We start from the raw sequence: 26,973 nt of genomic DNA, 5'->3' as shown, positions 1-26,973 counted from the left end.
GGAGCACTTTTTCCTTGGCAGAGCTTTGATCGATCATCGATCAGTCTTACGGTTATTTCATGACCGATCTCGCACGCACGCAGCCGAGGGCGCTCGACCAGCTCCCCGACCGTGACCCGGAGGAGACCGCCGAATGGGGCGCCTCCCTGGACGCCGTCACCCGGGCGGCCGGGTCGCACCGCGCCTCGTACCTCATGCGCCGCACCCTGGAGCGCGCCGAGAGCGCCGGGCTCGCGCTGCCGCCCCTGCTGGAGTCGGACTACCTCAACACCATTCCGACCGCCGCCGAGCCCGCGTTCCCGGGCGACGAGGCCATGGAGCGCCGCATCACCGCCTGGAACCGGTGGAACGCGGCGGCGATGGTCACCCGCGGCAGCCGGGACGGCCTCGGCGGTCACATCGCCACCTTCGCCTCCGCCGCCTGGCTCTACGAGACGGGCTTCCAGCACTTCTTCCGCGGCAAGGAGGCGGACGGCAGCGGCGACCAGCTCTACATCCAGGGCCACGCCTCCCCCGGCATCTACGCCCGCGCCTTCCTCGACGGGCGGCTGACCGAGCACCACCTGGACCACTTCCGCCGCGAGGCGGGCGGCGACGGCCTGCCGTCCTATCCGCATCCGCGCCGGCTGCCCTGGCTGTGGGAGTTCCCCACCGTCTCGATGGGGCTCGGCCCGATCTCCGCGATCTACCAGGCCCGCTTCAACCGCTATCTGGCGGCGCGCGGCATCAAGGACACCGCGAACTCCCACGTATGGGCCTTCCTCGGCGACGGCGAGATGGACGAGCCGGAGTCGACGGCCGCGCTCGCCCTGGCCGGGCGCGAGGGCCTGGACAACCTCACCTTCGTCATCAACTGCAACCTCCAGCGCCTCGACGGCCCGGTGCGGGCCAACTTCAAGATCGTGCAGGAGCTGGAGGCCCAGTTCCGCGCGGCGGGCTGGAACGTGATCAAGTCGCTGTGGGGCTCCGCCTGGGACGAGCTGTTCGCGCAGGACACCACGGGCGCGCTGGTGCGCCGGCTGCGCGAGGTCCCGGACGGCCAGTTCCAGACCTACGCGACCCGCGACGCGGCCTATATCCGCGAGCACTTCTTCGGCGCCGAGCCGGAGCTGGCCCGGCTCGCCCAGGGGTTCACCGACGCCAAGCTGGCCGAGTGCTTCCACACCTCGCGCGCGGGCCATGAGCCGCGCAAGGTGTACGCGGCGTACCGCGCGGCCGTCGAGCACAAGGGCGCCCCGACCGTGGTGCTCGCCCAGACCGTCAAGGGCTGGACGCTGGGCCCCGGCTTCGAGTCGCGCAACGCCAACCACCAGATGAAGAAGCTGACGGGCAAGGAGTTCCGCGCCATGCGGGACCTCCTCGAACTCCCCATCCCGGACAGCGAGCTGGACGACGCCATCGTGCCGTACGTCCACCCCGGCCCCGACTCCCCCGAGGTCCGCTACCTCCAGGAGCGCCGCGCGGCCCTCGGTGGCCCGGCCCCGGCCCGCCGGGTGCACCCGGTGGCCCTGCCCGAGCCGTCCGCGAAGCCGTTCGAGACGCTCGCCAAGGGCTCCGGCAGCCAGGAGATCGCCACCACCATGGCCTTCGTCCGGCTGGTCAAGGACCTGATGCGGGAGAAGGAGACCGGGCGGCGCTGGGTGCCGATCGTGCCGGACGAGGCACGGACCTTCGGCATGGAGTCGCTCTTCCCCACCGCCGGGATCTACTCTCCGCTCGGCCAGACCTACGACCCGGTCGACCGCGATCAGCTCCTGTACTACAAGGAGGCCGCGAACGGTCAGATCCTCAACGAGGGGATCACCGAGGCCGGTTCGATGGCCGACTTCACCGCCGCCGCGACGTCGTACGCGACCCACGGCGAGCCGATGATCCCCTTCTACATCTTCTACTCGATGTTCGGCTGGCAGCGCACCGCCGACCAGATGTGGGCGCTGGCCGACCAGCTCGGCCGCGGCTTCCTCATCGGCGCCACGGCCGGCCGTACGACGATGACCGGCGAGGGCCTGCAGCACGCCGACGGCCACTCCCCGCTGATCGCCTCCACCAACCCGGCGGCGCTCGCCTACGACCCGGCGTTCGCCTACGAGGTGGGCGCGATCGTGCGGGATGGTCTGCGGCGGATGTACGGCCCCGAGGCCGAGGACGTCTTCTACTACCTGACGGTCTACAACGAGCCCAAGGTGCAGCCGGCGATGCCGTCGGGTGACGGCGTCGAGGAGGGCATCCTCAAGGGCCTGTACCGCTACCAGGAGGCCACGGCCCCGGCCGGGGACTCCCCCCGTATCCAGCTCCTCGCCTCCGGCACCGCCGTCCACTGGGCGCTGGAGGCCCAGAAACTCCTCGCCGACGACTGGGGCGTGGCCGCCGACGTGTGGTCCGCCACCTCCTGGAGCGAGCTGCGCCGCGACGCCCTGTCCTGTGACGCGGCGCAGCTCAAGGGCGAAGACCGGGTCCCGTACGTCACCCGTGCCCTGGCAGGCGCACCGGGCCCGGTCCTCGCCGTCAGCGACTGGATGCGGGCCGTCCCCGACCAGATCAGCCAGTGGGTCGAGCAGGACTGGTACTCGCTGGGCACGGACGGCTTCGGCCTCTCCGACACCCGCGAGGCCGCCCGCCGCCACTTCGGCGTGGACGCCCCCGCCATCGTGGTGACCGCCCTGTCCCGCCTCGCCCGCCAGGGCGCGGTCCGCACCACGGCCCCCAAGGAGGCCGCGGAGCGCTACGGCATCTGACGGCGCCGGGGGGACGCCCGCGGCGGGCCACGCGGCGGAGCCGCATATAGGTGCTTCCCCCTCCCGCCCCTTCCCTCAACTGGGGCTCCGCCCCAGACCCCGCTCCTCAAACTCCCCCAGCTACCGCTGGGAGGTGCCCCCTGGAGGGGCTGATTTCAGCCCGTCCGGCGTTTGAGGACACGCCCGAAGGGCGTCCGGGGGCCAGGGGCGGGGCCACCCGCCATGGTCCGGCGCTCGCCCGGAGGGCACGGCATCATGGGGCCGTGCGTGCTGCCCGGCTCATCAAGATGGTGCTTCTGCTCCAGGCTCGGCCCTCGATCACGGGGGCCGAGCTGGCGCGGGAGCTGGAGGTTTCGGAGCGAACCGTGACGCGGGACGCCGCCGCGCTGTCCGAGGCGGGGATCCCGGTCTACGCGGACCGGGGCCGGGCCGGGGGCTACCGGCTCATCGGCGGCTACCGCACCCGGCTGACCGGCCTCGGGCGGACCGAGGCCGAGGCGTTGTTCCTGTCCGGTGTGCCCTCCGCGCTGCGCGAGATGGGGCTCGCGGACGCCGCCTCCGCCGCCCGGCTGAAGGTGTCCGCCGCGCTGGTCCCGGAGCTGCGGGACGCCTCCCACACGGTGGCCCAGCGGTTCCACCTCGACGCCCCGGGCTGGTGGCGCGAGCCGGAGGCGCCGGAGCTGCTGCCGGGCATCGCCGACGCGGTCTGGGACGATCTGCGGATCGCCGTCCGCTACCGGCGCCGGGACGCGGAGGTCCGGCGGGAGCTGGAACCGTACGGGCTCGTGCTCAAGGCGGGCGTCTGGTATCTCGCGGCCCGCGCGGAGGGCGGCTTCCGGGTCTACCGGGTGGATCGTTTCGCCGCCGTGGAACCGACCGGCGCCCGCTTCACCCGGGACGAGGAGTTCGACCTGCCCGCCTTCTGGGAGGAGCGGGCCGAGCAGTTCGCCCGCTCGATCCTGCGGGAGCGGGCCGTCGTACGGCTGACCCCGGCCGGGGCCCGGCGGCTGCCGCATGTCACGGACCGGGTGGCGGCCGAGGAGGCGGTACGCGAGGCCGGGGAGCCCGACGGGCAGGGGCGGCTCACCGTCACCCTGCCCGTCGAGTCCTACGAGGTCGCCCTCGCCCAGCTGCTCGGGCTCGGCCCGGAGGCGGAGGTGCTGGGGCCGCCGGAGCTGCGGGCGCTCTTCGCGGAGGCGGCGCGCCGTACGGCGGAGCTGTACCCGTGAGCCGTACGGATACAAGGCGCGGCCTTACCGGTAGTCGGCCGCCGTGCCCGCCTTGCCGCCGAAGACGACGTCCCGGAAGTAGCCGAAGGCGTCCGGCCGCGAGCCGTCCAGATCGGTGAAGCCGTAGACCTTGGCCAGCTCCCCGCTGAACACGGACTTGCCGCTCCACCGCGCCCGGTCCGGGTCGGCGGCGAGCGCGGCGACCGCGCGCCCGACGTAGTGCGGCGACTCGGCGATGGCGAAGTGCGGCTCCTTCTCCACCGCGTCCCGCCAGTTCTCCTCCGTCACCCCGAAGTGGTCCAGCATCTGCTCGGAGCGCAGAAAGCCCGGCGAGACGCTGACCGCCGTGCCGTCGAACTCCTTCAGCTCCTCCGCGAGCCCGAAGGCGGTGCGGATCGGGGCGTTCTTGGCGAGGTCGTAGAAGAGGTTCTCACGGTAGGTCCGGTTGAACTCCGCGTTGCCGTCGGTCACCTCGACCACCAGCCCGCCCGGGTGCCGAATCAGCAGCGGCAGCGCGTAGTAGCTGGTGATCAGGTGGGTCTCGACGCCGAGCCGGAGCATCCGCAGCCCGCCCGCCAGACTCGTCTCCCAGCTCTTCTTGCCGAACTCGATCAGCGCCTCACCGCCCCATACGTCATTGACCAGGACGTCCAGCCGGCCCTGCTCCCGGTCGATCCGCTCCACCAGCGCGCGGACCTGCTCGGGCTCGAGATGGTCCGCCGGGACCGCGACGCCCGTGCCGCCCGCGGCCGTGATCAGCTCCGCGGTCTCCTCGATGGTCTCGGTGGCCCGCCCCACCTCGCTGACCCGCTCACGCGTGGTGCGCCCCGTCGCGTAGACGGTGGCCCCGGCCGCCCCCAGCTCGACGGCCATCGCCCGGCCCGCGCCGCGCGTCGCCCCCGCGACAAGCGCGACCCGGCCCGCCAGTGCGCCCTGTGTGCTCACGTCCCATACGTCCTCTCGATGTGGATGCCGTGTCGGGTGATGTGGCCGACCCGGGTCGGCCACGGGTCGACCTTCGCAGGGAAATCCGACATCTGCTGTCCGGTATCGCGAGGCGGCCGCATCCGGCGCGTTCCGCGTGCGGGGGTGCGCGGGAGGGCCGATCCTGGTCCCGTGATGATGGACGAGACGGAGTTCTGGGGGCTGGTCGACGGCGCTCGGGAGGCCGCGGACGGCGACCCCGAGGACCAGTCCGACCTGCTCGTCGAGCAGCTTTCACGGCTCGACCCCGACGCGGTGCTGGACTTCGCCCGGCACTTCGAGGCCCGCTCCGACCGGGCGTACCGCTGGGATGTGTGGGGCGCCGCCTGGGTGCTGCTCGGCGGGGTCAGCGACGACGCCTTCGAGGCGTTCCGCTACTGGCTGATCGGCCAGGGCCGGGAGGTCTTCGAGGGTGCGCTGCACGATCCGGACGCGCTCGCCGAACTGCTCGAGGACTTCGACGAGCAGGTGGACGGCGACTGCGAGGACCTGGGGTACGCGGCGGACGAGGCGTACGAGCGGCTGACCGGTGCGCCCCTGCCGGAGCTGGGGCTCTCGCCCACGCCGCGGGAGCCGATCGGGGAGCCCCTCGACTTCGAGAGCGAGGCGGTGCTGGCGGAGCGGTATCCGCGGCTGTGGGAGCGGTTCAGGGCCTGACCGCCCGGTTGCCCGGGGGTGGCCCGGGGCTCGCGCCTCAGCCGTCCAGCGGGCGCCCCATCAGCACATCGTCCACGTACTCCCCCTCCAGCAGGAACTCCCCCGGCAGCACGCCCTCCACCGCGAACCCCTCCGACGCGTACAGCCGCCGTGCCGGGGTGTTGTGGCCCAGCACCCGCAGGGTCATCCGGGTCGCGCCCTGCCGCCGCGCCTCCCGGTACGCGGCGCCGAGCAGCGCCCGCGCCACGCCCTTCCCCCGCATCCGCTCGTCCACCGCGAGCCCCTGGATCTGGCGGACATGGGCGTTGCAGGCCAGCGGGGTCGGCGGCACCAGCCGCAGGTAGCCGACGGGGGACCCGGCTAGCTCGGCCACGAGGATCTGCTCGACGCGGTTGTGGAGGGTGAAGAAGGGGTCGTACGGCGGCTGCGGCCTCGGCTGTACGGCGTGCAGGGGCGACCAGGTGCGGCGGTCGAGTTCGGCCAGCGCCGTGTCGTCGTCGAGCACGGCGGGTCGGATGATCAGCTCGGACCGCTGGGACGGCCGGGGCGGCCGGGGCGGGTCGTAGGGCTGGGCCATGCGGATCACTGTGCCACGCCCGCCCGTTGTCCGACATCCCTCCCGTGATCGGGGGCAGGATGGGGCCATGCGTATCGCGGTCACCGGTTCCTCCGGGCTCATCGGCACGGCACTCGTCCGCTCGCTGCGCGAGGACGGCCACCAGGTGGTGCGTCTGGTGCGGCGTCCGCCGCGTGCGGAGGACGAGGTGGAGTGGGACCCGCGGCGGCAGTGGGTGGACACCTCCGGGCTGATGGGCTGTGCGGCCGTGGTCCATCTCGCGGGCGCGGGCGTCGGCGACCGGCGCTGGACCGACGCGTACAAGAAGGAGATCCGGGACAGCCGGGTGCTGGGCACCGCCGCCATCGCCGAGGCGGTCGCCTCGCTGGACACCCCGCCGCGGGTGCTGGTGAGCGGGAGCGCGGTGGGGTTCTACGGTGACACCGGGGAGCGCGCGGTAGACGAGAGTGCGCCCCCCGGCCACGGTTTCCTTCCGGATCTCTGCCAGGACTGGGAGGAGGCGGCGACCGCGGCGCAGGAGGCGGGCGTCCGTACGGTCTTCGCCCGGACCGGTCTGGTGGTCTCCGCCGAGGGCGGGGCGTGGGGGAAGCTCTTCCCCTTGTTCAAGCTGGGGCTCGGCGGGCGGATGGGCAGCGGCCGGCAGTACTGGAGCTTTATCGCGCTGCGGGACCATGTCGCCGCGCTGCGCCACATCCTCGACACGCCCGAGCTCACCGGGCCGGTCAACCTCACCGCGCCGACGCCGGTGACCAACCGCGAGATCACGGCCGCCATGGGCCGGGTGCTGGGCCGTCCCACGCTCTTCTCGGTGCCCGCGCCCGCGCTGCGGGTCGCCCTGGGCGAGATGTCCGGGGACGTCCTCGGCAGCGTCCGGGCCGTCCCCCGCCGCCTTCTGGACTCCGGCTTCACCTTCGCCTGCCCGCATGTGGAAGAGGCGATCAAGGCGGCGCTCAAGTAGGCGAGTTGGGCGCCCCGCGCCCCTGCCGCTCTCCTCCCGCTCCCCTCCCGCTCTCTCTCCCACGCCCCTCCCGCTCTCCCTCCCGCTCCGGTTCTTCCCCGGTCGCGGACCATTCGATGGCGGCATGCGACTGGCGTGCGACCGGTGTGCGCCCGTGCCCGGTCGATGCGCGTCTGGCATCGACCGTTTATGTCCGTACTGTCAAGACCGTCTCGCCGAGCCGACTCGCGGGACCCACGCATCCGGACCGCCGGTCGGGGCAGCAGCCCCCGTGACGGACGCACCGACCTCGGGGAGGACACGTGCTCAAGCACGCGCACCGCACGGACGTCGTCATCGTCGGCGCCGGGCTCGCGGGGCTGGCCGCGGCCCATCGGCTGACCGGCGCGGGAGTCGCGGTCACGGTGCTCGAGGCCGCGCCCCATGTCGGCGGACGGATGACCACCGAGACCGTGGACGGCTTCCGGCTGGACCGCACCGGCCATCTGATGAACACCTCGTTCCCGGAGTTGCGGCGCACTCCGGGGCTCGGCGCCCTCGCCCTGCGCCCCTTCGCCCAGGGGGTGCTGGTCCACAGCGAGGGCCGTACGCACCGGGTGGACACGCCCCGGAGCATGAGGGGCGCATTCACCACGGCACGCGCCCTCGCGAACGCCGCCCGCGCGCCGCTCGGCAGCGGGCTCGATCAGGCCCGACTCGGTGCCGCGCTCGGCAGGCTCGCCGCCCTGCCCGCGGACCGCCTGCTCGCCCGCCCCGACCGGCCGGTCTCCGAGACCCTGGGGGGGCGGGGCCTACCTGCTCGTACGGTCGAGGGGGTGCTGCGTCCGCTGCTCGTCTCGCTGCTGAGCGACCCGGACCTCACCACCTCCAGCCGCTGCGCCGACCTGGCGCTGCGCGGCTACGCACGCGGCCGCCTCTGCCTCCCGGCGGGCGGCGCGTCCACCGTCCCCGAACTGCTCGCGGCCGCGCTGCCGCCGGGGACGGTCCGTACGGGCGTCCGGGCCGTATCGGCCTCCACCACCGCCGTGGCCACCGCCGAACACGGCGAGTTCGGCTGCCGCGCGGTGCTGGTGGCCACCGGGGCACATGACGCGGCCGGACTGCTGCCCGGACTGCGGGTGCCGGCCTTCCACCCGGTCACGGTGGTGCACCACACCGCCGACCGGCCGCCGCTGCGCGAGCCCGCGCTGATACTCGCCGCGGGCGGCGGGGGCCCGGTGGCCCACACGATGGTGGCCAGCGAGGTGGACCCCTCGCGCACCCCGCCCGGCCGGGTGCTGATCACCTCCACGGTGCTGGGCGCCTCCACCGCGCTGCCGACCGCCGAGCTCGACCGGGCCGTCCGGGCTCAACTGGCGGCGGTGTACGGGACGTCGACGGCGGCCTGGGACCTGCTGGCCGCCCACCACGACCCCTACGCCGTCCCGGCCATGCCCGCACCCCACGACCCACGCCGCCCGGTGCGGCTGCTGTCGGGGCTGTATGTCTGCGGCGACCACCGCGACTCCAGCACGGTCCAGGGCGCCCTGGCCTCCGGCCGCCGAGCCGCCCGCGCGGTCCTCAGCGACTTCGGCGCCCCACCCGGCTCGGGCTCCGACGCGAATCCGGGCACGTTGCCCGCGGCTGCGGCCTGACGCGGGGCCCTGGCGGGGCTCACCGCTGAGGGCATGCTCCCGTAACGGCTCACGGCCGGGGAAGACCGGCACCCGCGACGCGGCGGCGTGCCCCGCCGCACCGGCGAGAGCTGAGACTCCCGTACGGCTCGCGCCTTACGGCAGGCCCGACTTCGGCACCCCACCAGGGGCACGGTCCGCGCGGGCTCCGGCGGCCTGACCGGCGGCGGCCTGACCGGCGGCCCCAGCGGCTCGCGGCCCGCGGCTCGCGGCCGGGGAGGACCGGCACCCGCGGCGCGACACCCCCACGGAGCTGGGACATCCGTACAGCTCGCACCCACACGGCACGCCCCACTTCGACACCCCGCCAGGGGCCGGGCCCGCGCGGGCTCCGGCGCCCTGCGCCCAGCAGCGCCGCCTCGCCGAGGTCGTCGGGGACGCTGTCAAGCCGGGCGACGAACAGGACCCGGCGGCCCCAGCGGCCCGCGGCTCGCGGCCGGGGAGGACCGGCACCCGCGGCGCGACACCCCCACGGAGCTGGGACATCCGTACAGCTCGCACCCACACGGCACGCCCCACTTCGACACCCCGCCAGGGGCCGGGCCCGCGCAGGCTCCGGCGCCCTGACCCACGGCGGCCCGACCGGCGCCACCCGCGCGGGGCTGGGCGACTCGCCGCGCGTGCCGGACTTGGTCCCGGGGGCCGGGTCCGGCGCGGGCTTCGGCACCGGCCGCGGCCCGTGCCGCCCTGGCGCGGAATACGGCACGCTCACGGGGGGCTCAGCACATGGGCACCGCGGCTGCCGTACGACTACGCGTCAAGCACCGTCCACAGCCGAGGCGTTGGGCGCGGTGCGGGCCGCGGGACCCGACAGCGCCGCCAGGATCGCGCCGCATACGAAGCATCCGGCCGCGATCACGGCGGACAGCCGCATCCCCGCGTAGAAGGCGGAGCTCGCGGACGCCGCCGCGAGGGTTCCGAACAGGGCCACGCCGATGGCGCTGCCCAGTTGCCGCGCCGCGTTGAACGCGCCCGACGCCGCGCCGCGCACCTCGTGCGGCGCGGCCTCCATCGCCGCGATCGTCGCCGACGGCATGGTGAACGAGGTGCCGAACCCGGTCAGCAGCAGCGGCACGACCAGCAGCGCGTACGGCGTGTTCGGCCCCACGGCCGCCCAGCCGAGCAGCCCCACGGCTCCGGTCAGCAGCCCGGCCACGGCCGGGACGTGGGTGCCGACGCGCGCCGCGACCCGCCCGGACAGCGGCGAGGCGAACGCCACCAGCGCGCCCATCGGCAGCAGCGCCAGACCGGTGGCGAGCGGGTCCCAGCCCCGGTGGCGCTGGAAGTAGAGGGTGGTGAGGAAGAGCAGCCCGTAGAAGCCGAGGTTGAGCAGGACCCCCACGGCCAGGGCGGCCGGGAACCGGAAACCGGTCAGCAGGCGCGGGGGCAGCGCGGGGGCCGCCGCGCGCCGCTCCAGCCACAGGAACAGCGCCCCGGCGAGCGGCGCGGCCGCCAGCGCGCCGAGCACCAGCGGATCGGTCCAGCCGCGCCCGCCCGCCTCGTTCAGCCCGGCCGTCAGGGCGGCCACCGCGACGACGCCGGTGAGCTGGGCGGCGAGGTCCAGCGGCGGACGGTCCGCGCGTGGGCGCGTGCCCGGCACACGGCGGACGGTGAGCCAGATGGCGAGCGCGCCCAGCGGGATGTTGACGAGGAACACGGTCCGCCAGCCCACGCCCCACACCAGCACCCCGCCGAGCACCGGACCGGCCGCGGCGGCGACCCCCGCGATCCCGCCCCACACCCCGAACGCCCGTGCCCGCGCGCCGGGTTCGGGATGCAGCCCCCCGAGCAGCGCGAGCGAGGCGGGCACCATGGTCGCCGCCCCGGCCCCCTGCGCCAGCCGCGCGCCGACCAGGAAACCGGCGGTCGGCGCGAGCGCGCATCCGGCGGAGGCCACCGTGAACAGCCCGAGCCCGGCGAGGAACACCCGCCGATGGCCCAACCGGTCCCCCAGCCCACCGCAGAGCAGCAACAGCCCGGCGAAGACGAGCGTGTACCCGTCCACGATCCTCCCCCAGCCTTCGGCCGGGAGGTGCCCCCTGCAGCGCCCCCTGCCCGGCGCCCAGCCCGGCCCCGATCCGGGGCACGGCCACGTTGACGACGGTGACGTCGAGGATGACCAGGAAGTAGCCCAGGCAGATGGCGAGCAGCGGCCCCTTCCGCACGGCACCCGCCACGGGCGGGTCCGAGGATCGCGGAGGCCGGTGTGTGGAGTACGTCCTCATGCCTCCAGCCTCATGCCTGATCGCTTCGGTGGGGACCGAACCATGGCACGCCCAGGACACGCCTCCTGCCCCGGCCCGGTCCGGTCCGGCACACTTCGGCCCTCGCCGAAGCGACCCCGTCCTACGCTGGAACCATGGCCACCACCACGGATGCCCGTGACGCCGACATCGCTCGCGCGGCCGCGGCGATCGCCGATCCGTCCCGTGCGCGCGTTCTGCGGGCGCTGCTGGAGGGGCGGGCGCTACCCGCCAGTGTGCTGGCGGGCGAGGCCGGGGTCAGCGCGTCCACGGTGAGTGGGCATCTGGCCAAGTTGCTGGAGGCCGGGGTGGTGCGGGTCGAGCGGCATGGGCGGCATCGGTACTACCGGCTGAGCGGTCCCGCCGTCGGCGAGGCGCTCGAGGCGCTGGCCAGGATCGCCCCGCCGCTGCCCGTCACCTCGCTGCGGCAGAGCACCCACGCACACGCCCTGCGCCGGGCGCGCACCTGCTACGACCATGTCGCGGGCGCCCTCGGGGTGGCCCTGATGGCGGCGCTGCTGGAGCGCGGGGTCCTGGAGGGCGGCGACGGGCGCTTCCACCCCGAGACGGCGGAGAACGACCGGCTCTCGGCCCCGGGCAAGGACACCGCGTACCGGCTGACGGCCCCGGGGCGCACGGAGCTGGCGGCCTTCGGCGTGGACGCGGACCAGCTCGCCGGGCGCCGCCAGCTGATCCGCTACTGCGTCGACTGGACCGAGCAGCGCCACCACCTCGCCGGGGCGCTGGGAGCCGCCCTGACGGACCGGCTCTTCGCGCTGGACTGGATCCGCCGTGACAGCCGCCGCCGCGTGATCAACCTGACCGATGCCGGCCGCACCGGTCTGGAGCGCACCTTCGGCGTCGTGCTGGACGCCTGAGCGGCGGCGGGCCGCTACCCCAGCGCCGCCACCCGCTCCCGGTAGCCCCGTACCGGTGCCGCGTCCCGGTACGGCTCCAGACGGCGCTCGAAGTCCCGTACGTACTCCGCCGCCCGCACCGACCGCATCTCCGACGCCTGCTGCGCCGCCTCCGCGCCCAGCCGGCACGCCTGCTCCAGCTCGCCGAGGCCCAGCCGCGCCGTCGCCAGCACCACCCGGCAGAACAGCCGGCTGCGGGCGAAACCGGCGCCGTGGAGCTGGAGGGAGCGCTCCGCGTGCTGGGCGGCGGCGCGGTACTGCTGCAGATCGCGGTGGCAGTGGCCGAATTCGTCGGCCAGCTGCGCCTCGTCGAACAGCCGCGCCCAGTACGGCACCTCGTCCCCCGGCCGGGCCGCCTCCAGCGACCGCTCGGCGCGGGCGAGCGAGGCGGTGCACGCGCGCACCTCGCCCAGCACACCGTGGCCGCGCGCCTCGATCGCGTGCAGCAGCGACTGGAGCACCGGCGGGGCGCCGCCGCCGACCCCCTGCTGGGCCACCCGGGCCAGCTGTACGGCCTCCCGCCCATGGCCGAGATAGACGGCCTGGCGGCTCATCGTGACCAGCACATAGCTGCCGTACGTGCGGTCCCCGGCCGCCTGCGCCAGCCGCAGCGCCTGCACGAAGTAGCGCTGCGCCAGACCGTGGGCGGCGATGTCGAACGAGGTCCATCCGGCCAGCCGGGTCAGATCGGCGATCGCCCCGAACAGCCGCCGCCCGGTCGCCTCGTTGTACGAGCCGCGCAGCATCGGCTCGCCCTCGTGCTCGAGATAGCGCACCAGTGCCTGCCGGGCGTGGCCGCCGCCGTACGTCTGGTCCAGCGCCGCGAACAGCTCGCCGACCGAGCGCAGGGCCGCGATGTCGCCGGTGGTCACCCGGTAGCCAGGGCCGCGCCGGTCGCGGTCGTGGCGCCGCTGGCGGGGCAGCGGCGTCCGGCCGTGCGGACCATGGGCGCTCTGAGGGCCATGGGTGCCATGAGCCCCGTGAGGTCCCTGGGCGCCATGGGCGCCATGGGCGCCATGCGCGCCCTGGCCGACCGCGCGCCCCGCGGCCGCCCCGGCGGGGCCGCCCACCGGGCCGCCCGCCCGGCCGCCCTGCGCGGGCAGCCGCCCGACCCCGGCCCCGGCCGCCCCGGCCCCCGGCCCGGCCCCGGCTCCCGCCGCCGCCCCCGCCGGAGGGGCCCCCGCCGGTGGCTCACCGCGCGCCACCCGGTCGTCGGGCCGCCCGATCAGCCAGTCGCGGCTCGGGACGACGAGACCCGCCGGGGTGAACGCGATCTTGCGCAGCTCCGCATGGCTCCCGGAGTCCTTGCGCCACAGCCCGCTGACGATGTCCACCGCCTCCTGCGGGGTGGCGGCGAACTCCAGCCCCGCGTAGACGGGCGCGCACGCGTCCAGGCCCAGGTCCTGGGCGGTCAGCCGGCGTCCCAGCCGCCGGGTGAACACCTCGGCGATCAGCGCCGGGGTGGTGCCGCGCGGCTGCTGGCCGCGCAGCCACCGGGTCACCGATGTCTTGTCGTACCGCAGGTCCAGGCCGTGCTCCAGTCCGAGCTGGTCCACCCGCCGGGCGAGCCCTGCGTTGGAGAAGCCCGCCTCGGCGATGAGCGCGGCGAGCTGACGATTGGGAATGCGCTGCGGGGGTCGTTCCGTCATCAGCCTGCCGGTCTCCCTGATCGCTCTGTGGAACGGCGCGAATGTAACCGCCGCTCGAGGGCTGATCGTGGCCGTCCGGCTCCATTCATCCGATCGTGTGAGAACGAGCCGGGTGCGGACGTAAGGGGACGCGGTCGTACAGTGGCGGGGGCGCCGCCGCGAGGCTCCGCCACCCATCCGACGCGGGTCGAGAAGGAGCTTGCCGTGACCGCCGTGACCACGTCTTCCCCGGGGTCGGCCCCCGGTTCATCGGCGCTGGCTTACGTCCACCTGGGATTCGGCGCGGACGCCGTGGACTACGAGGAGGCGTGGCAGGAGCAGCGCCGGGTGCACGCCGCCCGCTTCGCGGACGAGATCCCCGACACCTGCCTGCTGCTGGAGCACCCGCCGGTCTACACGGCCGGGCGGCGCACGGCCGACAGCGAGCGCCCGCTGGACGGCACCCCGGTGGTGGACGTCGACCGCGGCGGCAAGATCACCTGGCATGGTCCGGGCCAGCTGGTCGGCTATCCGATCCTCAAGCTGCCGCGCCCGGTGGACGTCATCGCGCACGTCCGCCGCCTGGAGGAGGCGCTGCTGCGCACCTGTGCGGAGTTCGGTCTGGAGACCACCCGGGTCGAGGGCCGCAGCGGGGTGTGGGTGCTGGGCGACCCGGTGGACCAGCGCCCCGCGCTCGGCGGGCTGAAACTGGACTTCGATCCGCGGCTGGCGGACGAGGAGTTCGACGCACGGCTGAACGGTCCTGAGTACGCCCCGTCCAACGCCGGGCAGCGCCGCGAGGACCGCAAGCTGGCCGCCATCGGGGTGCGGATCGCCAAGGGCGTGACGATGCACGGCTTCTCGCTCAACTGCAATCCGGACAACACCTGGTTCGACCGGATCGTGCCGTGCGGCATCCGGGACGCGGGTGTGACCTCGCTCTCGGAGGAGCTGGGCCGGGATGTGCCGATCGCCGAGGTGCTGCCGGTGGTCGAGCGGCATCTGCGGGACGTCCTGGAGTCCGCCGTCCCGCTGCCGCGCGCGGTCTGACCCTCCCGGGCCCACCCGGGCCGTTCCGGGACGGCACGGGCGGGAATGCGTCCTCGCCGCCTTCGGTTGCCCTGGACGTAAATCCGTACGAACCACGGGCGTACCCTGGTGACCGCCGACGATTCGAAAGCCCGCCGGCGAACTCGCCACGCCGAGCCGCCAAGCAGAGTCAAGCAAAGAGGAGTGCCGGACGTGTCCGCAGTCGCACCCGACGGACGCAAGATGCTGCGCCTGGAGGTCCGGAACAGCCAGACCCCCATCGAGCGCAAGCCCGAGTGGATCAAGACCCGGGCGAAGATGGGCCCCGAGTACACCGAGCTGCACGGCCTGGTGAAGCGGGAGGGCCTGCACACCGTGTGCCAGGAGGCGGGCTGTCCGAACATCTATGAGTGCTGGGAGGACCGCGAGGCGACCTTCCTCATCGGCGGCGACCAGTGCACCCGGCGCTGCGACTTCTGCCAGATCGACACCGGCAAGCCGCAGGCGCTGGACCGCGACGAGCCGCGCCGGGTGGCCGAATCCGTACGCACCATGGAGCTGAAGTACGCGACCATCACCGGCGTCGCCCGTGACGACCTGGAGGACGGCGGCGCCTGGCTCTACGCGGAGACCGTGCGCCAGATCCACTCCCTGATGCCGGACACCGGTGTGGAGCTGCTGATCCCGGACTTCAACGCGGTCCCCGAGCAGCTCGCCGAGGTCTTCTCGGCCCGTCCCGAAGTGCTCGCGCACAACGTCGAGACGGTGCCGCGGATCTTCAAGCGCATCCGCCCCGGCTTCCGTTACGAGCGCTCGCTCGAGGTGATCACCAAGGCGCGCGAGGCGGGTCTGGTCACCAAGTCCAACCTGATCCTGGGCATGGGCGAGGAGCGCGAGGAGATCAGCCAGGCGCTCCAGGACCTCCATGACGCGGGCTGCGAGCTGATCACCATCACCCAGTACCTGCGGCCCTCGCCGCGGCACCACCCTGTGGAGCGCTGGGCCAAGCCCCAGGAGTTCGTGGAGCTCAAGGAGGAGGCGGAGGAGATCGGTTACGCGGGCGTCATGTCCGGCCCGCTGGTCCGCTCCTCGTACCGCGCCGGCCGTCTGTACCAGCAGGCCATCGAGCGGCGCAATGTCGCGGTGGCTTCTCCGGCCGTCTGACTCTCCGTCGCCGGTCCGCCGTCACGTTCCGTCGGCGGCCGGCCGTGTGAGCAACACGCTGTGTGATTGCGAGCACACGGAGGTTCGAGGGCTTTGAGAACGCCGCAGGTCAAGGGCGGAATACGGGCCACAGCAGGGCTTCATCGGTGTTTGACCGGCCAGTCACGCACTGGTAACACCATTGGGTAACGATTGAGCCACGCACTGCTTATACGTTGTGCGTAGCGATCATCCGCCGCTTCCGAGGGGTATCCATGCCGGCTGCGCCCGTACGCCCGTCCGTCACCGACGCGCTCCTCGTCCTGGAAGGTCTGCTGCTGCGCGGCGGGCAGCGCACCGCCCGCCGCAACGCCTGGACGGCCGTGCTCGAGGACCGGCGCCGGGCCAAGGACCGGGACGAGGCGGAACACGTGCTGGAGGCCGTGTCCACCGGGGCTTCCCAGGCCACGTAAACTTCGCTGTATGGCGAGGAAGGAAACATCCGAGAACCCCGGGCGGCTGAAGCAGATCGCCCTGACCTACAAGATGACCAAACGGGTCGACCCGAAGGTCACACTTGTCGTCGCCGGCGTGGGGATTGTCACCTTCGGTGTCCTTCTCGCGATCGGCTTCTGGATCGGCCACCCGATCTTCCTGGGCATCCTGGGCTTCGTCCTGGCCTTCCTCGCGATGGCGATCATTTTCGGCCGCCGTGCCGAGCGGGCCGCCTTCGGACAGATGGAGGGCCAGCCGGGCGCGGCCGCCGCGGTGCTGGAGAACGTGGGGCGCGGCTGGTCGGTGACCCCCGCGGTGGCGATGAACCGCAGCCAGGACGTCATCCACCGCGCGGTGGGCAAGGCGGGCGTGGTGCTGGTCGCCGAGGGCAACCCGAACCGGCTCAAGGGCATGCTGGCCGCCGAGAAGAAGAAGATGGCGCGCATCGTCGCGGACGTCCCGGTCCACGATGTGATCGTCGGCTCCGGCGAGGGTCAGGTCGAGATCAAGAAGCTCCGCACCACGCTGCTGAAGCTCCCCCGGGTGCTGCCGGGCGCGCAGGTCACGGTGGTGAACGACCGGCTGCGCGCACTGGGCGACCTGATGAGCAACATGCCGATTCCAAAGGGCCCGATGCCCAAGGGAATGCGGATGCCGAAGGGTCGCTGAGCGCTTCCCGCACCGAAACGGATACCGGACGGCGGCCCGGACTCTCTGTCCGGGCCGCCGTTTCGTAGGTAACGCGGTCGTACACAATCCCTGGCCGATGGCAGGGGCTCAGACCCGGATCTGCACCGCGCGGGAGAGCCGGTCGTGCAGTCCGCGGGTGTCGCGGTCCCAGACCACCGCCGGAATGACCAGCACCAGCAGCACACTGCGCAGCACGGCCCGCGGCAGGCTCAGCCGCACCCCGCCCTCACCGATGACCCGCAGCTTCAGCAGCAGCTTGCCGGGGGTGGCGCCGACGGTGCCCACGGTGACCAGGCTCAGCGCCAGGAAGACCAGCAGCGCCCAGTTCCCGGCGACCTGGGCGTCACGGCCGGAGAGCAGCGCGTAGGAGACCAGCAGGCACAGGCCCCAGTCGATGAAGAGCGCCCCGAAACGGCGGCCCAGCGGCGCGATGGAGCCCGGTCCGCTCTCGGGAAGACCGAGGCCCTGACCCCGGTAGCCGAAGTCGACGCCCATCTCCTCGGCGGCCGCGCGGGGCCCGGAAAGCCACGATCCGATTGCTTGCCTCTTGTCCACCCGTCTACGTTACTGCGACCGCATACGTTCCCCCGGCCGGACCCCTTCCCAGCGGTCCCCGCGACCCCGTACGGCGCCTTTTCCGAGGTCACGAGGGCCCGCGAGCACCCTCGAGCCGGTTAACCTGGGTGAAACAAATGGGTCATGCCCGGGAAATCCCGTCTGCCTATGGTCGGCGGGAGCGCGCCACCGCACATGGAATCGCGCCACCGGACATATCCCCGTCCCACCGCGGCCGGGCTAGGAGGAGTTGGATGTTCCAGAACGCCGACGACGCTCGGAAGTTCATCTCGGACGAGGACGTGAAGTTCGTCGACGTCCGCTTCTGTGACCTTCCCGGCGTCATGCAGCACTTCACCGTACCGGCGGAGGCGTTCGACCCGCACGAGGAGCTGGCCTTCGACGGCTCGTCGATCCGCGGCTTCCAGGCGATCCACGAGTCGGACATGGCCCTGCGTGCCGACCTCTCCACGGCGCGTGTCGACCCGTTCCGCCGGGACAAGACCCTCAACATCAACTTCTTCATCCACGACCCGATCACGGGCGAGCAGTACAGCCGCGACCCGCGCAACATCGCCAAGAAGGCCGAGGCCTACCTCGCCTCCACCGGCATCGCGGACACCGCGTACTTCGGCCCGGAGGCGGAGTTCTACGTCTTCGACAGCGTGCGCTTCGACACCAAGGCGAACGAGTCCTTCTACCACATCGACTCCGAGGCGGGCGCCTGGAACACCGGTGCGCTTCAGGACAACCGTGGTTACAAGGTCCGCTACAAGGGCGGCTACTTCCCGACCCCGCCGGTCGACCACTTCGCCGACCTGCGCGCCGAGATCAGCCTCGAGCTGGACCGGGCCGGCCTCCAGGTCGAGCGCCAGCACCACGAGGTGGGCACCGCCGGCCAGGCCGAGATCAACTACAAGTTCAACACGCTGCTGGCCGCGGCCGACGACCTGATGCTGTTCAAGTACATCGTCAAGAACGTGGCGTGGAAGAACGGCAAGACCGCGACCTTCATGCCGAAGCCGATCTTCGGTGACAACGGCTCGGGCATGCACGTCCACCAGTCGCTGTGGCAGGGCGGCTCCCCGCTCTTCTACGACGAGCAGGGCTACGCGGGTCTGTCGGACACCGCCCGCTACTACATCGGCGGCATCCTCAAGCACGCCCCGTCGCTGCTGGCCTTCACCAACCCGACGGTGAACTCGTACCACCGCCTGGTCCCGGGCTTCGAGGCCCCGGTCAACCTGGTGTACTCGCAGCGTAACCGCTCCGCCGCGATGCGTATCCCGATCACCGGCTCCAACCCGAAGGCCAAGCGCGTGGAGTTCCGCGCCCCGGACTCCTCCGGCAACCCGTACCTGGCCTTCTCCGCCCTGCTCCTCGCGGGTCTGGACGGCATCAAGAACAAGATCGAGCCGGCCGAGCCGATCGACAAGGACCTCTACGAGCTGGCCCCCGAGGAGCACGCGGGCGTCCCGCAGGTCCCGACCTCCCTCCCGGCCGTCCTCGACTCCCTCGAGGCCGACCACGAGTTCCTCCTCCAGGGCGGGGTCTTCACCTCCGACCTGATCGAGACCTGGATCGACTACAAGCGCACCAACGAGATCGCCCCGCTGCAGCTGCGTCCGCACCCGCACGAGTTCGAGCTGTACTTCGACGTGTGAGCCGTGCGCGCTCCGTGCGCCCTCCGGCTCCGTCCGAGCCCCCGCCACCGCCCCGATGGGCGGGGGCGGGGGCTCGGTGGTGTGCGGAAGGGTCATGCCGTCGGGTTGACGGTCTGGGTGTCGGTGCCGGAGGACGGCAGGAAACTGGTGTCGCCGTTGTAGAAGGCGACCACGGGGGCGGTACCGACGCCCAGGGTGCTGAGGGACAGTGTCGCGGTGCCCGCCGTCAGCGGTTGGACGAACGTGCCGCCGCCGATGGCGCCGATGATGAAGGTGACCGTCCCGGTCGGGACGCCCGCGCCGGGCGCGACCGGGGTGACGGTGGCGGTGAACGTCACCGATTCACCCAGCGTGGACGGATTCGGCGTCGAGGACACCGATGTGGTGGTGGCCGACTGGACGACGAGGATGACGTTGGTGCCGGTGGACGGGGAGAAGTTGGTGTCACCGCTGTAGTTGCCGAGGACGGTGTGGGCGCCGACGCTCAGATTGGGGACGGTGACCGAGGTCGTCCCGCCCGACAGGGTTCCGGTCACGGTGGGGCCACCGGTGATGACGAAGGTGACATTGCCGGTGGGGGTTCCGGTGCCGAGCGGGATCACGGTGGCGGTCAGCGTGACCGACTGTCCGAAGGTGATTGGGTTGGGTGAGACCGTGACCAGGGTGATCGTGGGCGTAGCCATGGGTGGCCCTCCAAATGGTGTGGGGTGGTGGGCCATTACTCGCCACGCATGCGGGAGCAAGGCGCGGCTGCGCATCGGAGTCAGGGGTTGCGCGCATACGGCGATCCACGCGGGGGCATCCCGCGTCGCCGTCCCCCGGCAGATGTGGAACCCACCGGTCTGTAGCACCAGTAGGCGCGCGACTCGCCGTCACCCGCCAGGGATGTGCCGCCGAATTACCCCGGATAGCGCAGCGCTCGGCGGCCTTCCCCGCGCACACCATCCGCCCCGTGCGGCGCGCGTTCCCCGTGGCCGGGGCACCGCGTACGCACCGCGCACAGGGCGGGTACGCGCGCCGCCATGTCCCCCGGCGCGGCATGGCTGGGCCCCGCCACCGCCCCTCTCGGGCAGTGGCGGGGCCCAGTGCTGTGCGATCAGGCCGTGGCCATGGTGCCGGTGACGGTCTGGGTGTACTGGGAGACGCCCGAGGCTCCGAAGTCGGCGTCACCCGAGTAGACCGCGCTGACGTCGTACACGCCCGCCGGCAGCGCCTGGTCGGAGAGGAAGGCGAATCCGGCGGCGTCCACGGGCCGTACGGTGCTGACGCTGAACGTCCCCATGTGGATCGTGAAGGTGACCGTGCCCGTCGGGGTGCCGCCGCCGGGCGCGACGGCTGCCACGAAGGCGACGAAGTCGATGGGCGAGCCCGCCCCGGCCGGGTTGGGGTTGGAGCTGAGCGAGGTGCTCGACACCGCCAGGTTCACCACCTGCGTCAGCGTCGCCGACGACGCGGCGAAGTTCGTGTCACCGCTGTAGTTGGCCATCACGGTGTGCGAACCCGTGCCCAGGCCGCTGGTGGTGAACGTCGCCATGCCGCCCGACAGCGGCTGGGTGAACGAACCGCCTCCGCTGCCACTGATCACGAAGGTGACCGTGCCGGTCGGGACCCCGGTGGCGGGCGCGTTCGGCGTGACCGTGGCGGTGAACGTCACCGGCTGCCCGAACACGGATGGGTTCACCGAGGACATCGGCGTCGTGGTCGTGGCCGCGGGCCCGGGGTTCACGGTGTGGGTGCCGGTGCCGGTGGACGGCAGGAAGCTGGCGTCGCCGCTGTAGACGGCGACCACGGTGTGGGCGCCGACGCCGAGAGTGCTGAGGGAGAGCGTCGCCATGCCGCCCGACAGCGGCTGGGTGAACGAACCGCCTCCGCTGCCACTGATCACGAAGGTGACCGTGCCGGTCGGGATCCCGGTGGCGGGCGCGATCGGGGTGACCGTGGCGGTGAACGTCACCGGCTGCCCCGGCGTCGAGGGGTCCGGCGCCGACGTCACCGATGTGGTCGTGGACGCCTGGATCACGACGACGGCCGTGGTGCCGGTGGACGAGGTGAAGTTGGTGTCGCCGTTGTAGGTGGCGGTGACGATGTGGGTGCCGACGCTCAGACCGCTCGCGGTGACCGAGGTGGTCCCGCCGGACAGCGTCCCGGTCAGGGTGGGGCCGCCGCTGACCACGAAGGTGACGGTGCCCGTGGGCGTTCCGGTGCCGAGCGGTATCACGGTGGCGGTGAGCGTGACCGACTGCCCGGCCACGGCGGGGTTCGGTGCCGCCGTGACCAGGGTGATCGTGGGTGAAGCCATGATGGCCCTCCGAGGGGGTGGAGTGGTGGGCCGTCGCTCGCCACGCGGGACGGTGACCGCGGCACGTGGCGGCGCATCAGGGGTTGGGGGTGCGCGCTTACGGCGTCCGACGCGAGATGCGCGTCTCGCCGTCCCCCGGCAGATGTGAAACCCACCGGTCTGTAGCACCAGTAGGCGCGCGACATGCCGCCAACACCATGGATAGACCCCCGAATTACCCCATCCGGCGCAGCGCCCACCCCCTCCGCCGGCGCACCTCACACCCCAGGCGCGGCGCTGCGTGCCCGGCCGTCAACCGCCCGCGCACGCGGGGCGCCTGGCGTGGTGTCAGAGGAAGTGGCCGCTGGCCAGGTAGGGCGCCGGGGGCGGCATGGCGCGGAGGGCCAGATAGCCCTCCTGGCCGATGTCGAGGCGGGCGGCCAGGCCGACGTCGACCGCCCATTCGTTGGCGGGGGTGATGCAGTTGACGAGGGTGTCGCCGCTGGAGGCGGCCAGGGCCTCCCAGAGCAGGTCCTGGGCGGTGGCCGGATGGGCGGCGGCGAGGAGGGCGGCGCGGCCCCGGTCGTCGATGTAGACATAGCCCGGTCTGCCATAGGCGCGGGAGACGACGAGCCGCAGGGTGCGCCGCATATAGGCGTGGTCGGGGCCGTGGCCGGAACCGCGCAGGCGCCGGTCGAGGTGGTTCATCCAGTCGATGTCGTCGTCCCGTCCCTCGTGGAGGCCGGTGATGGCGGGGAGGGTGGCGCGGTCGACGGTGCCGACCATGCGCATCTGGGGGTGGAGCGAGAACCCGGCGAGGCGGTAGCGCCGGGTCGCCCCGGGGTGGACGGTGGAGGAGAACATGCCCTGGCGGCCGTCGGCATGGGCCAGGGTGGCGTCGATCAGCCGACGGCCGATGCCCTTGGCCTGGTGGCCGGGGAGCACGCCGTAGGTGGCGAGGAACCAGAACGGGCCGCGGTTCTGGGAGATGGCGAAGCCGATGACGCCGTCGTCGCCTTCGGATTCGTCCACGGCGACCCAGCAGCCGCCGGGGTCCTCGGTGCGGAAGTGGCGCATCCGGTCGATCCACTGCCGGGAGGCGGCGGCCGGGCGGGGCCGGGGCTCGGGTTCGCCGACCCTCCTGCCGCGCCGGTCGGCCTCGAGGAAGGTGATGGCCGAGGCGCGTTCGGCGGAGGGGAGGTCGTCGGAGCGCAGCGGCCTGACCCGGACGGAGTCCATACAGGCCCTAGTCCGCGCGGCCGGTCGCGGCGACGGTGACGCCGAGGCCGATCATGGAGAGCCCGCCGACGCCGCCGACCATGGCGAGGCGCCGCGGGGAGCGGGCGAACCAGGTGCGGGCGGTGGCCGCGGCCAGCCCCCAGACGCTGTCGGAGACCACCGCGATGGCGTTGAAGACCAGCCCGAGCAGCAGCATCTGCGGCACGACATGCCCCTGCTCGCGGTCGACGAACTGGGGCAGTACGGCGGCGAAGAACACGATCGTCTTGGGGTTGGCCACACCGACCGCGAACCCCTCCCACAGCGTGCGCAGACCCCCGTGGGCGGGGCTGTCGCCGGTGAAGGCGGCCCGCAGCGAGCGGCGCTGCCGCACCGCCTTGACCCCCAGGTACACCAGATACGCGGCGCCCACCAGCTTCAGCGCGGTGAAGACGAGGACGGAGCGCTCCACCACGGTCCCGACGCCCAGCGCCACGGCCACGACCAGCGCATACGCCCCGAGCGTATTGCCGAGGACCGTGGTCAGCGCGGCGCGGCGGCCCTGGGCCAGTGCCCGGCCGACCACGAAGAGCACGCTCGGACCGGGGATCACGATCAGCAGGAAGGACATGGCCGCGAAGGCGAGAAGTCGGTCGATGGACACCATGAAGCGCATCGAAGCACGCGAACGGCGCGCGGCTCCAGCGTTTTTCCCGGTCGTGTGCCGCACACCGGACGCGCTCCACGATCGGTGGACCTCGTCGTAAACCCCGGGCGCCCGGGTCCCGGTCTGCGGCAGTCTGAGACATACCGAATGGAAAACACACCCTCGGGGGGATTTGTGACGTCTCGAACCACACAGCAGGCAGAACAGCCACCGGAACAACCGTCAAAACCTTCGGACCAACCTTCGACTTCGGACCAACCTTCGCAACGGCCTTCGGACCAGCCGTCGGAACCGCCTTCGGACCAGCCGTCGGAACCGGCGGCCGAGCGGCCCGGCGAGGAGTTACGGTTCCGGCCGCCCACGCTGGTGGCCCTGGAGAGGCATCCCGTCACCACCCGGGCCATGGCCCGCCGGCTGCCCCAACTGGTGCGGCGCTCCCTGGCGTTGGCCTGGAAGGTGGACCGTAAGGCGGTGGTGGCGCTGGTGGTGTGCCAGGCGCTGTCGGGGTTCTTCGAGGCGTTCGGGCTGCTGGCCACCACCGGCACGATCACGGCGCTCATCTCGTCCGGCCACATCACCGACCGGCTCCGGGACGCGCTGCCGTCGATCACGGTGCTGGCGGGCGCGGCCGGGCTGCGGGCGCTGCTGGGGATCGCGGTCGGCAACATCTCCAGCCGGCTCTCCCCGCGGATCTCCCGGGAGGCCGAGACCCAGATGCTGGACGCGGCGATCAACGCCGAGCTGGCGGCGTACGACAACCCCGGGTTCAACGACAAGTGGGACGCGGCGGACCGGGGCGCCGAGGTGGCGCGGGAGCTGATCACCGAGTCGCAGCAGCTCATGGCGTGTCTCTCGTCGCTGATCGCGGCGGCGGGCGTGGTCACCGTGCTGCATCCGGCGCTGCTGCCGCTGTTGCTGCTGGCCGCGCTGCCGCAGGGGATCGCGGGGATGAAGGCGGCCCGGGTGCAGTACGAGACCAGTCGCGCGATCAGCGCGGACCGGCGCACGCTCGGGCTGCTGCGCTGGTACATGGTGGACAAGGACATCGCCGATCAGCTCCGTTCCGGCACCATGGCGGAGTTTCTGCTGAAGCGGTACCGGGCCATCGGCGCCCGGGTGGACGCGGCCACCGACAAGGCGGTGCACCGGGGCGCGCGGTACGCGGTGCTGGGGGCGGTGGCCGGCGGGCTGGCATCCGGGCTGGTCTGGGCGTCGCTGGCGCTGCTGCTGGGCGCGGGGCAGATGTCGGTGGCGTCGGCGGGTACGGCGGTGTTCGCGCTGCGGACGGTCGGCGCCTCGCTCCAGGGGATGGTCGGCTACGGCACGCGGCTGTTCCGTACGGGGCTGTATCTGGACGACTGGGCGGAGTTCATCGAGGAGGCGGGCGGGCACCGGATGCGGCGCGGCGCGCTGGTTCCGGCGGCGCCGCGGGTGATCAGGGCCGAGGGGCTGACGTACGCCTATCCGGAGTCCGACGCCCCGGCCCTGGACGAGGTCACACTCGAGGTACGGCGGGGTGAGGTGCTCGCGCTGGTCGGCGAGAACGGCTCGGGCAAGACCACCCTGAGCAAGCTGCTGACCGGGCTCTATCTGCCCACCAAGGGCACGGTGACGTGGGACGGCGTGGGCGTGGCGGAGCTGGACCCGCAGGCGATGTGGCGGCATACGGCGGTCGTGCCGCAGGACTACGCGCACTGGCCGCTGTCCGCCCGCGACAACATCACCCTGGGCCAGCCGCACGGCGGGGACGAGCGGGTCCGGGAGGCAGCGGTCCACTCCGGGGCGCATGAGGTGGTGGACGAGCTGCGCAGCGGCCTTGACACCCTGCTCGCCCGGCAGTGGTGGGGCGGGGTGGAGTTGTCCGGCGGGCAGTGGCAGCGCATCGCGCTGGCCCGCGCGTTCCACCGGCCCGCGGGGCTGCTGGTGATGGACGAGCCCACCAGCGCGCTGGACGCCCGCGCCGAGCACCGGATCTTCGCGGGGCTGCGGCGGATGGCGGAGGACCGCGCCGTGGTCCTGGTGACGCACCGGCTGGCGAACGTGGCCGTGGCGGACCGGATCGTGGTGCTGGAGCGGGGGCGGGTGATCCAGCAGGGCACGTTCGCGGAGCTGACGAGGTCGCCGGGGCTGTTCCGGGAGCTGTGGGAGCTCCAGAACGACCGCGGGGTGCCCGCGCCGCGCGGGGCGGCACCCTGACCTTCGGCCCCGCTCAGGGGCTCTGGGACCGGCCGGTTTCGGCCGCGCGGGCGCGGGAGGCGGCTATCTCGGCGTAGGCCCGGTCGCGGCCCTCCCAGTGGGAGCCCTCGACGGACTTGCCCGGCTCGAGGTCCTTGTAGACCTCGAAGAAGTGGGTGATCTCCTTACGGTCGAACTCGGGGACGTCGCCGATGTCCTGCACGCCGACATAGCGCGGGTCATGGGCCGGGACGCAGAGGATCTTCTCGTCCGGGCCCTGCTCGTCGCGCATGCAGTACATGCCGATGGCCCGGCAGAGGATCACACAGCCGGGGAAGGTCGGCTCGGCGACGGTGACGAGGGCGTCCAACGGATCGCCGTCCCGGCCGAGGGTGTGGTCGACATAGCCGTAGTCGGCCGGGTACTTCGTCGAGGTGAACAGCATCCGGTCCAGCCGGATCCGGCCGGTCTCATGGTCCATCTCGTACTTGTTGCGGGATCCCTCGGGGATCTCCACGACCACATCGAACTCGCCCTGGTCCATCGCGGCCTCCGCTCCCCGTCGCGCTCCGGTGTCCCTCCAGTGTGCGCCGGGCCCGCGGGGCGGGCAGCTCGGCCCCGGGCACCTCAGCCGCCCCGCACCAGGGCGTCGATCTCGGCCTCGAAGAGGACCGAGGGATCGAAGCCCATGCCCGCGAACTGGCCTTGCACATCAAGGCTGATCACGCCGTGGAGCCGGGTCCAGGTGCGCAGCGCACGGCCCTTCAGCTCACCGCCGGGCTGCTCCCCGGGCACCCAGGAGTCCACGCCCTCGAGATGGCGCGCCAGCTCGGCCTCGAGCTCGGTGAGGGGCTGCGGCCCGTGGCTCGCGGTGGCGCCGTGCGCGGTGGCGCCACCGCCATCGGCACCACCGTCGGCATCACCGACGGAATCACCGACGGAATCACCGACGGAATCACCGACGGCGGAGCAGGCCTCGAAGATGGTCCGCATCATCCCGGCCGCGATCTCGGCGGTCTCCGGCGGTGCGTGGTAACCGGGCACCGGGGTGCCGTAGATGAGCAGATAGCGGTCCGGCTGGCGCTTCGCCCAGTCGCGCAGGGCGCGGGCCATGGCGCGGAAGCGGTCGGCGGGGGCGGCGTCGGCGACGGCCTGGGCGAGGGTTTCGGCCAAATCGCGGTAGGTGTCGGTGATCAGCTCGGTCAGCAGCTCGTCCCGGCTAGCGAAATAGCGGTAGAGCGCGGGCCCGGTCATCCCCATCGCCTTCGCGATCGCGTTCACCGAGATGCCCGCCGTGCCCGACTCGGCCAGCTGGGCCAGGGCCACGGCCTTGGCCTCCTCCCGGGTCTGTTTGCGGTAGCGCTCTCGCCGTGCTGTCGCCATGGACGCGCCTCCCGTGCGGGTCTTCGAATTCGGACTTGACACCTTGAGAGTAACAGGTTCATTGTTTGGTTAGAA

General features: G+C 72.8%; 23 protein-coding genes. 12 read left to right on the top strand and 11 right to left on the bottom strand.

The window, feature by feature from the left end; genetic code table 11:
- Positions 1 to 59: 59 nt before the first annotated feature.
- A complete protein-coding gene (gene aceE, locus NP777_RS10920) occupies positions 60 to 2,735 on the top strand; it encodes a pyruvate dehydrogenase (acetyl-transferring), homodimeric type (protein ID WP_256649924.1) in 2,676 nt (891 codons plus the stop codon).
- 263 nt (positions 2,736 to 2,998) lie between these two features.
- Complete coding sequence (locus NP777_RS10915; protein ID WP_256649923.1) at positions 2,999 to 3,964, top strand: helix-turn-helix transcriptional regulator; 966 nt, start codon at positions 2,999 to 3,001, stop codon at positions 3,962 to 3,964.
- A gap of 24 nt (positions 3,965 to 3,988) precedes the next feature.
- Here NP777_RS10915 and NP777_RS10910 read toward each other — a convergent pair whose 3' ends face one another.
- Positions 3,989 to 4,909: an SDR family oxidoreductase gene (locus NP777_RS10910; RefSeq protein ID WP_256649922.1), complete on the bottom strand. Its 921-nt coding sequence runs from the start codon at positions 4,907 to 4,909 to the stop codon at positions 3,989 to 3,991.
- Between the two features lie 174 nt (positions 4,910 to 5,083).
- Between NP777_RS10910 and NP777_RS10905 the strand changes: the two genes are divergently transcribed.
- Entirely contained in the window at positions 5,084 to 5,605 is a 522-nt protein-coding gene (locus tag NP777_RS10905) for a DUF4240 domain-containing protein (protein ID WP_256650192.1), read from the top strand.
- Between the two features lie 37 nt (positions 5,606 to 5,642).
- Here NP777_RS10905 and NP777_RS10900 read toward each other — a convergent pair whose 3' ends face one another.
- A complete protein-coding gene (locus tag NP777_RS10900) occupies positions 5,643 to 6,182 on the bottom strand; it encodes a GNAT family N-acetyltransferase (RefSeq protein WP_256649921.1) in 540 nt (179 codons plus the stop codon).
- Positions 6,183 to 6,249: 67 nt separating this feature from the next.
- On the opposite strand from NP777_RS10900, the gene NP777_RS10895 reads away from it, so the two are divergent.
- On the top strand, positions 6,250 to 7,140 hold the full coding sequence (locus NP777_RS10895; RefSeq protein WP_256649920.1) for a TIGR01777 family oxidoreductase: 891 nt from the start codon (positions 6,250 to 6,252) through the stop codon (positions 7,138 to 7,140).
- A gap of 302 nt (positions 7,141 to 7,442) precedes the next feature.
- A complete protein-coding gene (locus NP777_RS10890) occupies positions 7,443 to 8,774 on the top strand; it encodes an NAD(P)/FAD-dependent oxidoreductase (RefSeq protein WP_256649919.1) in 1,332 nt (443 codons plus the stop codon).
- A gap of 796 nt (positions 8,775 to 9,570) precedes the next feature.
- On the opposite strand, the gene NP777_RS10885 is transcribed toward NP777_RS10890, so the two are convergent.
- Positions 9,571 to 10,818, bottom strand: coding sequence for an MFS transporter (locus NP777_RS10885; protein WP_256649918.1), 1,248 nt, complete (start codon positions 10,816 to 10,818; stop codon positions 9,571 to 9,573).
- 354 nt (positions 10,819 to 11,172) lie between these two features.
- Here NP777_RS10885 and NP777_RS10880 point away from each other — a divergent pair, with 354 nt between their 5' ends.
- Complete coding sequence (locus tag NP777_RS10880) at positions 11,173 to 11,934, top strand: ArsR/SmtB family transcription factor (protein ID WP_256649917.1); 762 nt, start codon at positions 11,173 to 11,175, stop codon at positions 11,932 to 11,934.
- A 14-nt stretch (positions 11,935 to 11,948) separates the two neighbouring features.
- Here NP777_RS10880 and NP777_RS10875 read toward each other — a convergent pair whose 3' ends face one another.
- Positions 11,949 to 13,622, bottom strand: coding sequence for a regulator (locus tag NP777_RS10875; protein WP_256649916.1), 1,674 nt, complete (start codon positions 13,620 to 13,622; stop codon positions 11,949 to 11,951).
- 204 nt (positions 13,623 to 13,826) lie between these two features.
- On the opposite strand from NP777_RS10875, the gene lipB reads away from it, so the two are divergent.
- The 4 genes from lipB to NP777_RS10855 all read left to right on the top strand — a co-directional run bounded on the left by lipB (position 13,827) and on the right by NP777_RS10855 (position 16,937).
- Complete coding sequence (gene lipB, locus NP777_RS10870) at positions 13,827 to 14,651, top strand: lipoyl(octanoyl) transferase LipB (RefSeq protein WP_391858479.1); 825 nt, start codon at positions 13,827 to 13,829, stop codon at positions 14,649 to 14,651.
- 192 nt (positions 14,652 to 14,843) lie between these two features.
- Positions 14,844 to 15,794: a lipoyl synthase gene (gene lipA / locus NP777_RS10865; RefSeq protein WP_256649915.1), complete on the top strand. Its 951-nt coding sequence runs from the start codon at positions 14,844 to 14,846 to the stop codon at positions 15,792 to 15,794.
- A 254-nt stretch (positions 15,795 to 16,048) separates the two neighbouring features.
- On the top strand, positions 16,049 to 16,246 hold the full coding sequence (locus NP777_RS10860) for an SCO2195 family GlnR-regulated protein (protein ID WP_020871972.1): 198 nt from the start codon (positions 16,049 to 16,051) through the stop codon (positions 16,244 to 16,246).
- A gap of 10 nt (positions 16,247 to 16,256) precedes the next feature.
- Complete coding sequence (locus tag NP777_RS10855) at positions 16,257 to 16,937, top strand: DUF4191 domain-containing protein (protein WP_256649914.1); 681 nt, start codon at positions 16,257 to 16,259, stop codon at positions 16,935 to 16,937.
- 108 nt (positions 16,938 to 17,045) lie between these two features.
- Here NP777_RS10855 and NP777_RS10850 read toward each other — a convergent pair whose 3' ends face one another.
- Positions 17,046 to 17,513, bottom strand: a complete 468-nt coding sequence (locus tag NP777_RS10850) for an RDD family protein (RefSeq protein ID WP_256649913.1) — start codon at positions 17,511 to 17,513, stop codon at positions 17,046 to 17,048.
- Between the two features lie 254 nt (positions 17,514 to 17,767).
- Between NP777_RS10850 and glnA the strand changes: the two genes are divergently transcribed.
- On the top strand, positions 17,768 to 19,177 hold the full coding sequence (glnA, locus tag NP777_RS10845) for a type I glutamate--ammonia ligase (protein WP_256649912.1): 1,410 nt from the start codon (positions 17,768 to 17,770) through the stop codon (positions 19,175 to 19,177).
- A gap of 92 nt (positions 19,178 to 19,269) precedes the next feature.
- On the opposite strand, the gene NP777_RS10840 is transcribed toward glnA, so the two are convergent.
- The 4 genes from NP777_RS10840 to NP777_RS10825 all read right to left on the bottom strand — a co-directional run bounded on the left by NP777_RS10840 (position 19,270) and on the right by NP777_RS10825 (position 23,340).
- Complete coding sequence (locus tag NP777_RS10840; RefSeq protein WP_256649911.1) at positions 19,270 to 19,860, bottom strand: Ig-like domain-containing protein; 591 nt, start codon at positions 19,858 to 19,860, stop codon at positions 19,270 to 19,272.
- A gap of 413 nt (positions 19,861 to 20,273) precedes the next feature.
- Positions 20,274 to 21,476, bottom strand: coding sequence for an Ig-like domain-containing protein (locus NP777_RS10835; RefSeq protein ID WP_256649910.1), 1,203 nt, complete (start codon positions 21,474 to 21,476; stop codon positions 20,274 to 20,276).
- A gap of 327 nt (positions 21,477 to 21,803) precedes the next feature.
- Positions 21,804 to 22,694, bottom strand: a complete 891-nt coding sequence (locus tag NP777_RS10830) for a GNAT family N-acetyltransferase (protein ID WP_256649909.1) — start codon at positions 22,692 to 22,694, stop codon at positions 21,804 to 21,806.
- Positions 22,695 to 22,701: 7 nt separating this feature from the next.
- Positions 22,702 to 23,340, bottom strand: coding sequence for a LysE family translocator (locus tag NP777_RS10825; RefSeq protein ID WP_256649908.1), 639 nt, complete (start codon positions 23,338 to 23,340; stop codon positions 22,702 to 22,704).
- 402 nt (positions 23,341 to 23,742) lie between these two features.
- On the opposite strand from NP777_RS10825, the gene NP777_RS10820 reads away from it, so the two are divergent.
- Positions 23,743 to 25,536, top strand: coding sequence for an ABC transporter ATP-binding protein (locus NP777_RS10820; protein ID WP_256649907.1), 1,794 nt, complete (start codon positions 23,743 to 23,745; stop codon positions 25,534 to 25,536).
- A gap of 13 nt (positions 25,537 to 25,549) precedes the next feature.
- Here the strand turns inward: NP777_RS10820 and NP777_RS10815 are convergent, their stop codons facing one another.
- Both NP777_RS10815 and NP777_RS10810 read right to left on the bottom strand, forming a co-directional pair.
- Complete coding sequence (locus NP777_RS10815; RefSeq protein WP_256649906.1) at positions 25,550 to 26,059, bottom strand: inorganic diphosphatase; 510 nt, start codon at positions 26,057 to 26,059, stop codon at positions 25,550 to 25,552.
- A gap of 83 nt (positions 26,060 to 26,142) precedes the next feature.
- Positions 26,143 to 26,898 carry a TetR/AcrR family transcriptional regulator gene (locus tag NP777_RS10810; RefSeq protein WP_256649905.1) on the bottom strand — a complete coding sequence of 252 codons (756 nt, stop codon included), beginning with the start codon at positions 26,896 to 26,898 and terminating at the stop codon, positions 26,143 to 26,145.
- Positions 26,899 to 26,973: the final 75 nt, after the last annotated feature.

Origin of the sequence: Streptomyces rugosispiralis, assembly GCF_024505145.1 — a bacterium.
GTDB lineage: Bacteria > Actinomycetota > Actinomycetes > Streptomycetales > Streptomycetaceae > Streptomyces > Streptomyces rugosispiralis.
The sequence above is the reverse complement of the archived record's forward strand: the minus strand, read 5'-3'. Positions and strand labels throughout refer to the sequence as shown.

Excerpts from the sequence above, each read along its gene's own strand:
- aceE (WP_256649924.1), top strand. The coding sequence starts at position 60 with ATGACCGATCTCGCACGCACGCAGCCGAGGGCGCTCGACCAGCTCCCC.
- NP777_RS10905 (WP_256650192.1), top strand. The coding sequence starts at position 5,084 with ATGATGGACGAGACGGAGTTCTGGGGGCTGGTCGACGGCGCTCGGGAG.
- NP777_RS10900 (WP_256649921.1), bottom strand. The coding sequence starts at position 6,182 with ATGGCCCAGCCCTACGACCCGCCCCGGCCGCCCCGGCCGTCCCAGCGG.
- NP777_RS10895 (WP_256649920.1), top strand. The coding sequence starts at position 6,250 with ATGCGTATCGCGGTCACCGGTTCCTCCGGGCTCATCGGCACGGCACTC.
- NP777_RS10880 (WP_256649917.1), top strand. The coding sequence starts at position 11,173 with ATGGCCACCACCACGGATGCCCGTGACGCCGACATCGCTCGCGCGGCC.
- NP777_RS10875 (WP_256649916.1), bottom strand. The coding sequence starts at position 13,622 with ATGACGGAACGACCCCCGCAGCGCATTCCCAATCGTCAGCTCGCCGCG.
- NP777_RS10860 (WP_020871972.1), top strand. The coding sequence starts at position 16,049 with ATGCCGGCTGCGCCCGTACGCCCGTCCGTCACCGACGCGCTCCTCGTC.
- NP777_RS10855 (WP_256649914.1), top strand. The coding sequence starts at position 16,257 with ATGGCGAGGAAGGAAACATCCGAGAACCCCGGGCGGCTGAAGCAGATC.
- glnA (WP_256649912.1), top strand. The coding sequence starts at position 17,768 with ATGTTCCAGAACGCCGACGACGCTCGGAAGTTCATCTCGGACGAGGAC.
- NP777_RS10840 (WP_256649911.1), bottom strand. The coding sequence starts at position 19,860 with ATGGCTACGCCCACGATCACCCTGGTCACGGTCTCACCCAACCCAATC.
- NP777_RS10835 (WP_256649910.1), bottom strand. The coding sequence starts at position 21,476 with ATGGCTTCACCCACGATCACCCTGGTCACGGCGGCACCGAACCCCGCC.
- NP777_RS10830 (WP_256649909.1), bottom strand. The coding sequence starts at position 22,694 with ATGGACTCCGTCCGGGTCAGGCCGCTGCGCTCCGACGACCTCCCCTCC.
- NP777_RS10825 (WP_256649908.1), bottom strand. The coding sequence starts at position 23,340 with ATGGTGTCCATCGACCGACTTCTCGCCTTCGCGGCCATGTCCTTCCTG.
- NP777_RS10820 (WP_256649907.1), top strand. The coding sequence starts at position 23,743 with ATGGCCCGCCGGCTGCCCCAACTGGTGCGGCGCTCCCTGGCGTTGGCC.
- NP777_RS10815 (WP_256649906.1), bottom strand. The coding sequence starts at position 26,059 with ATGGACCAGGGCGAGTTCGATGTGGTCGTGGAGATCCCCGAGGGATCC.
- NP777_RS10810 (WP_256649905.1), bottom strand. The coding sequence starts at position 26,898 with ATGGCGACAGCACGGCGAGAGCGCTACCGCAAACAGACCCGGGAGGAG.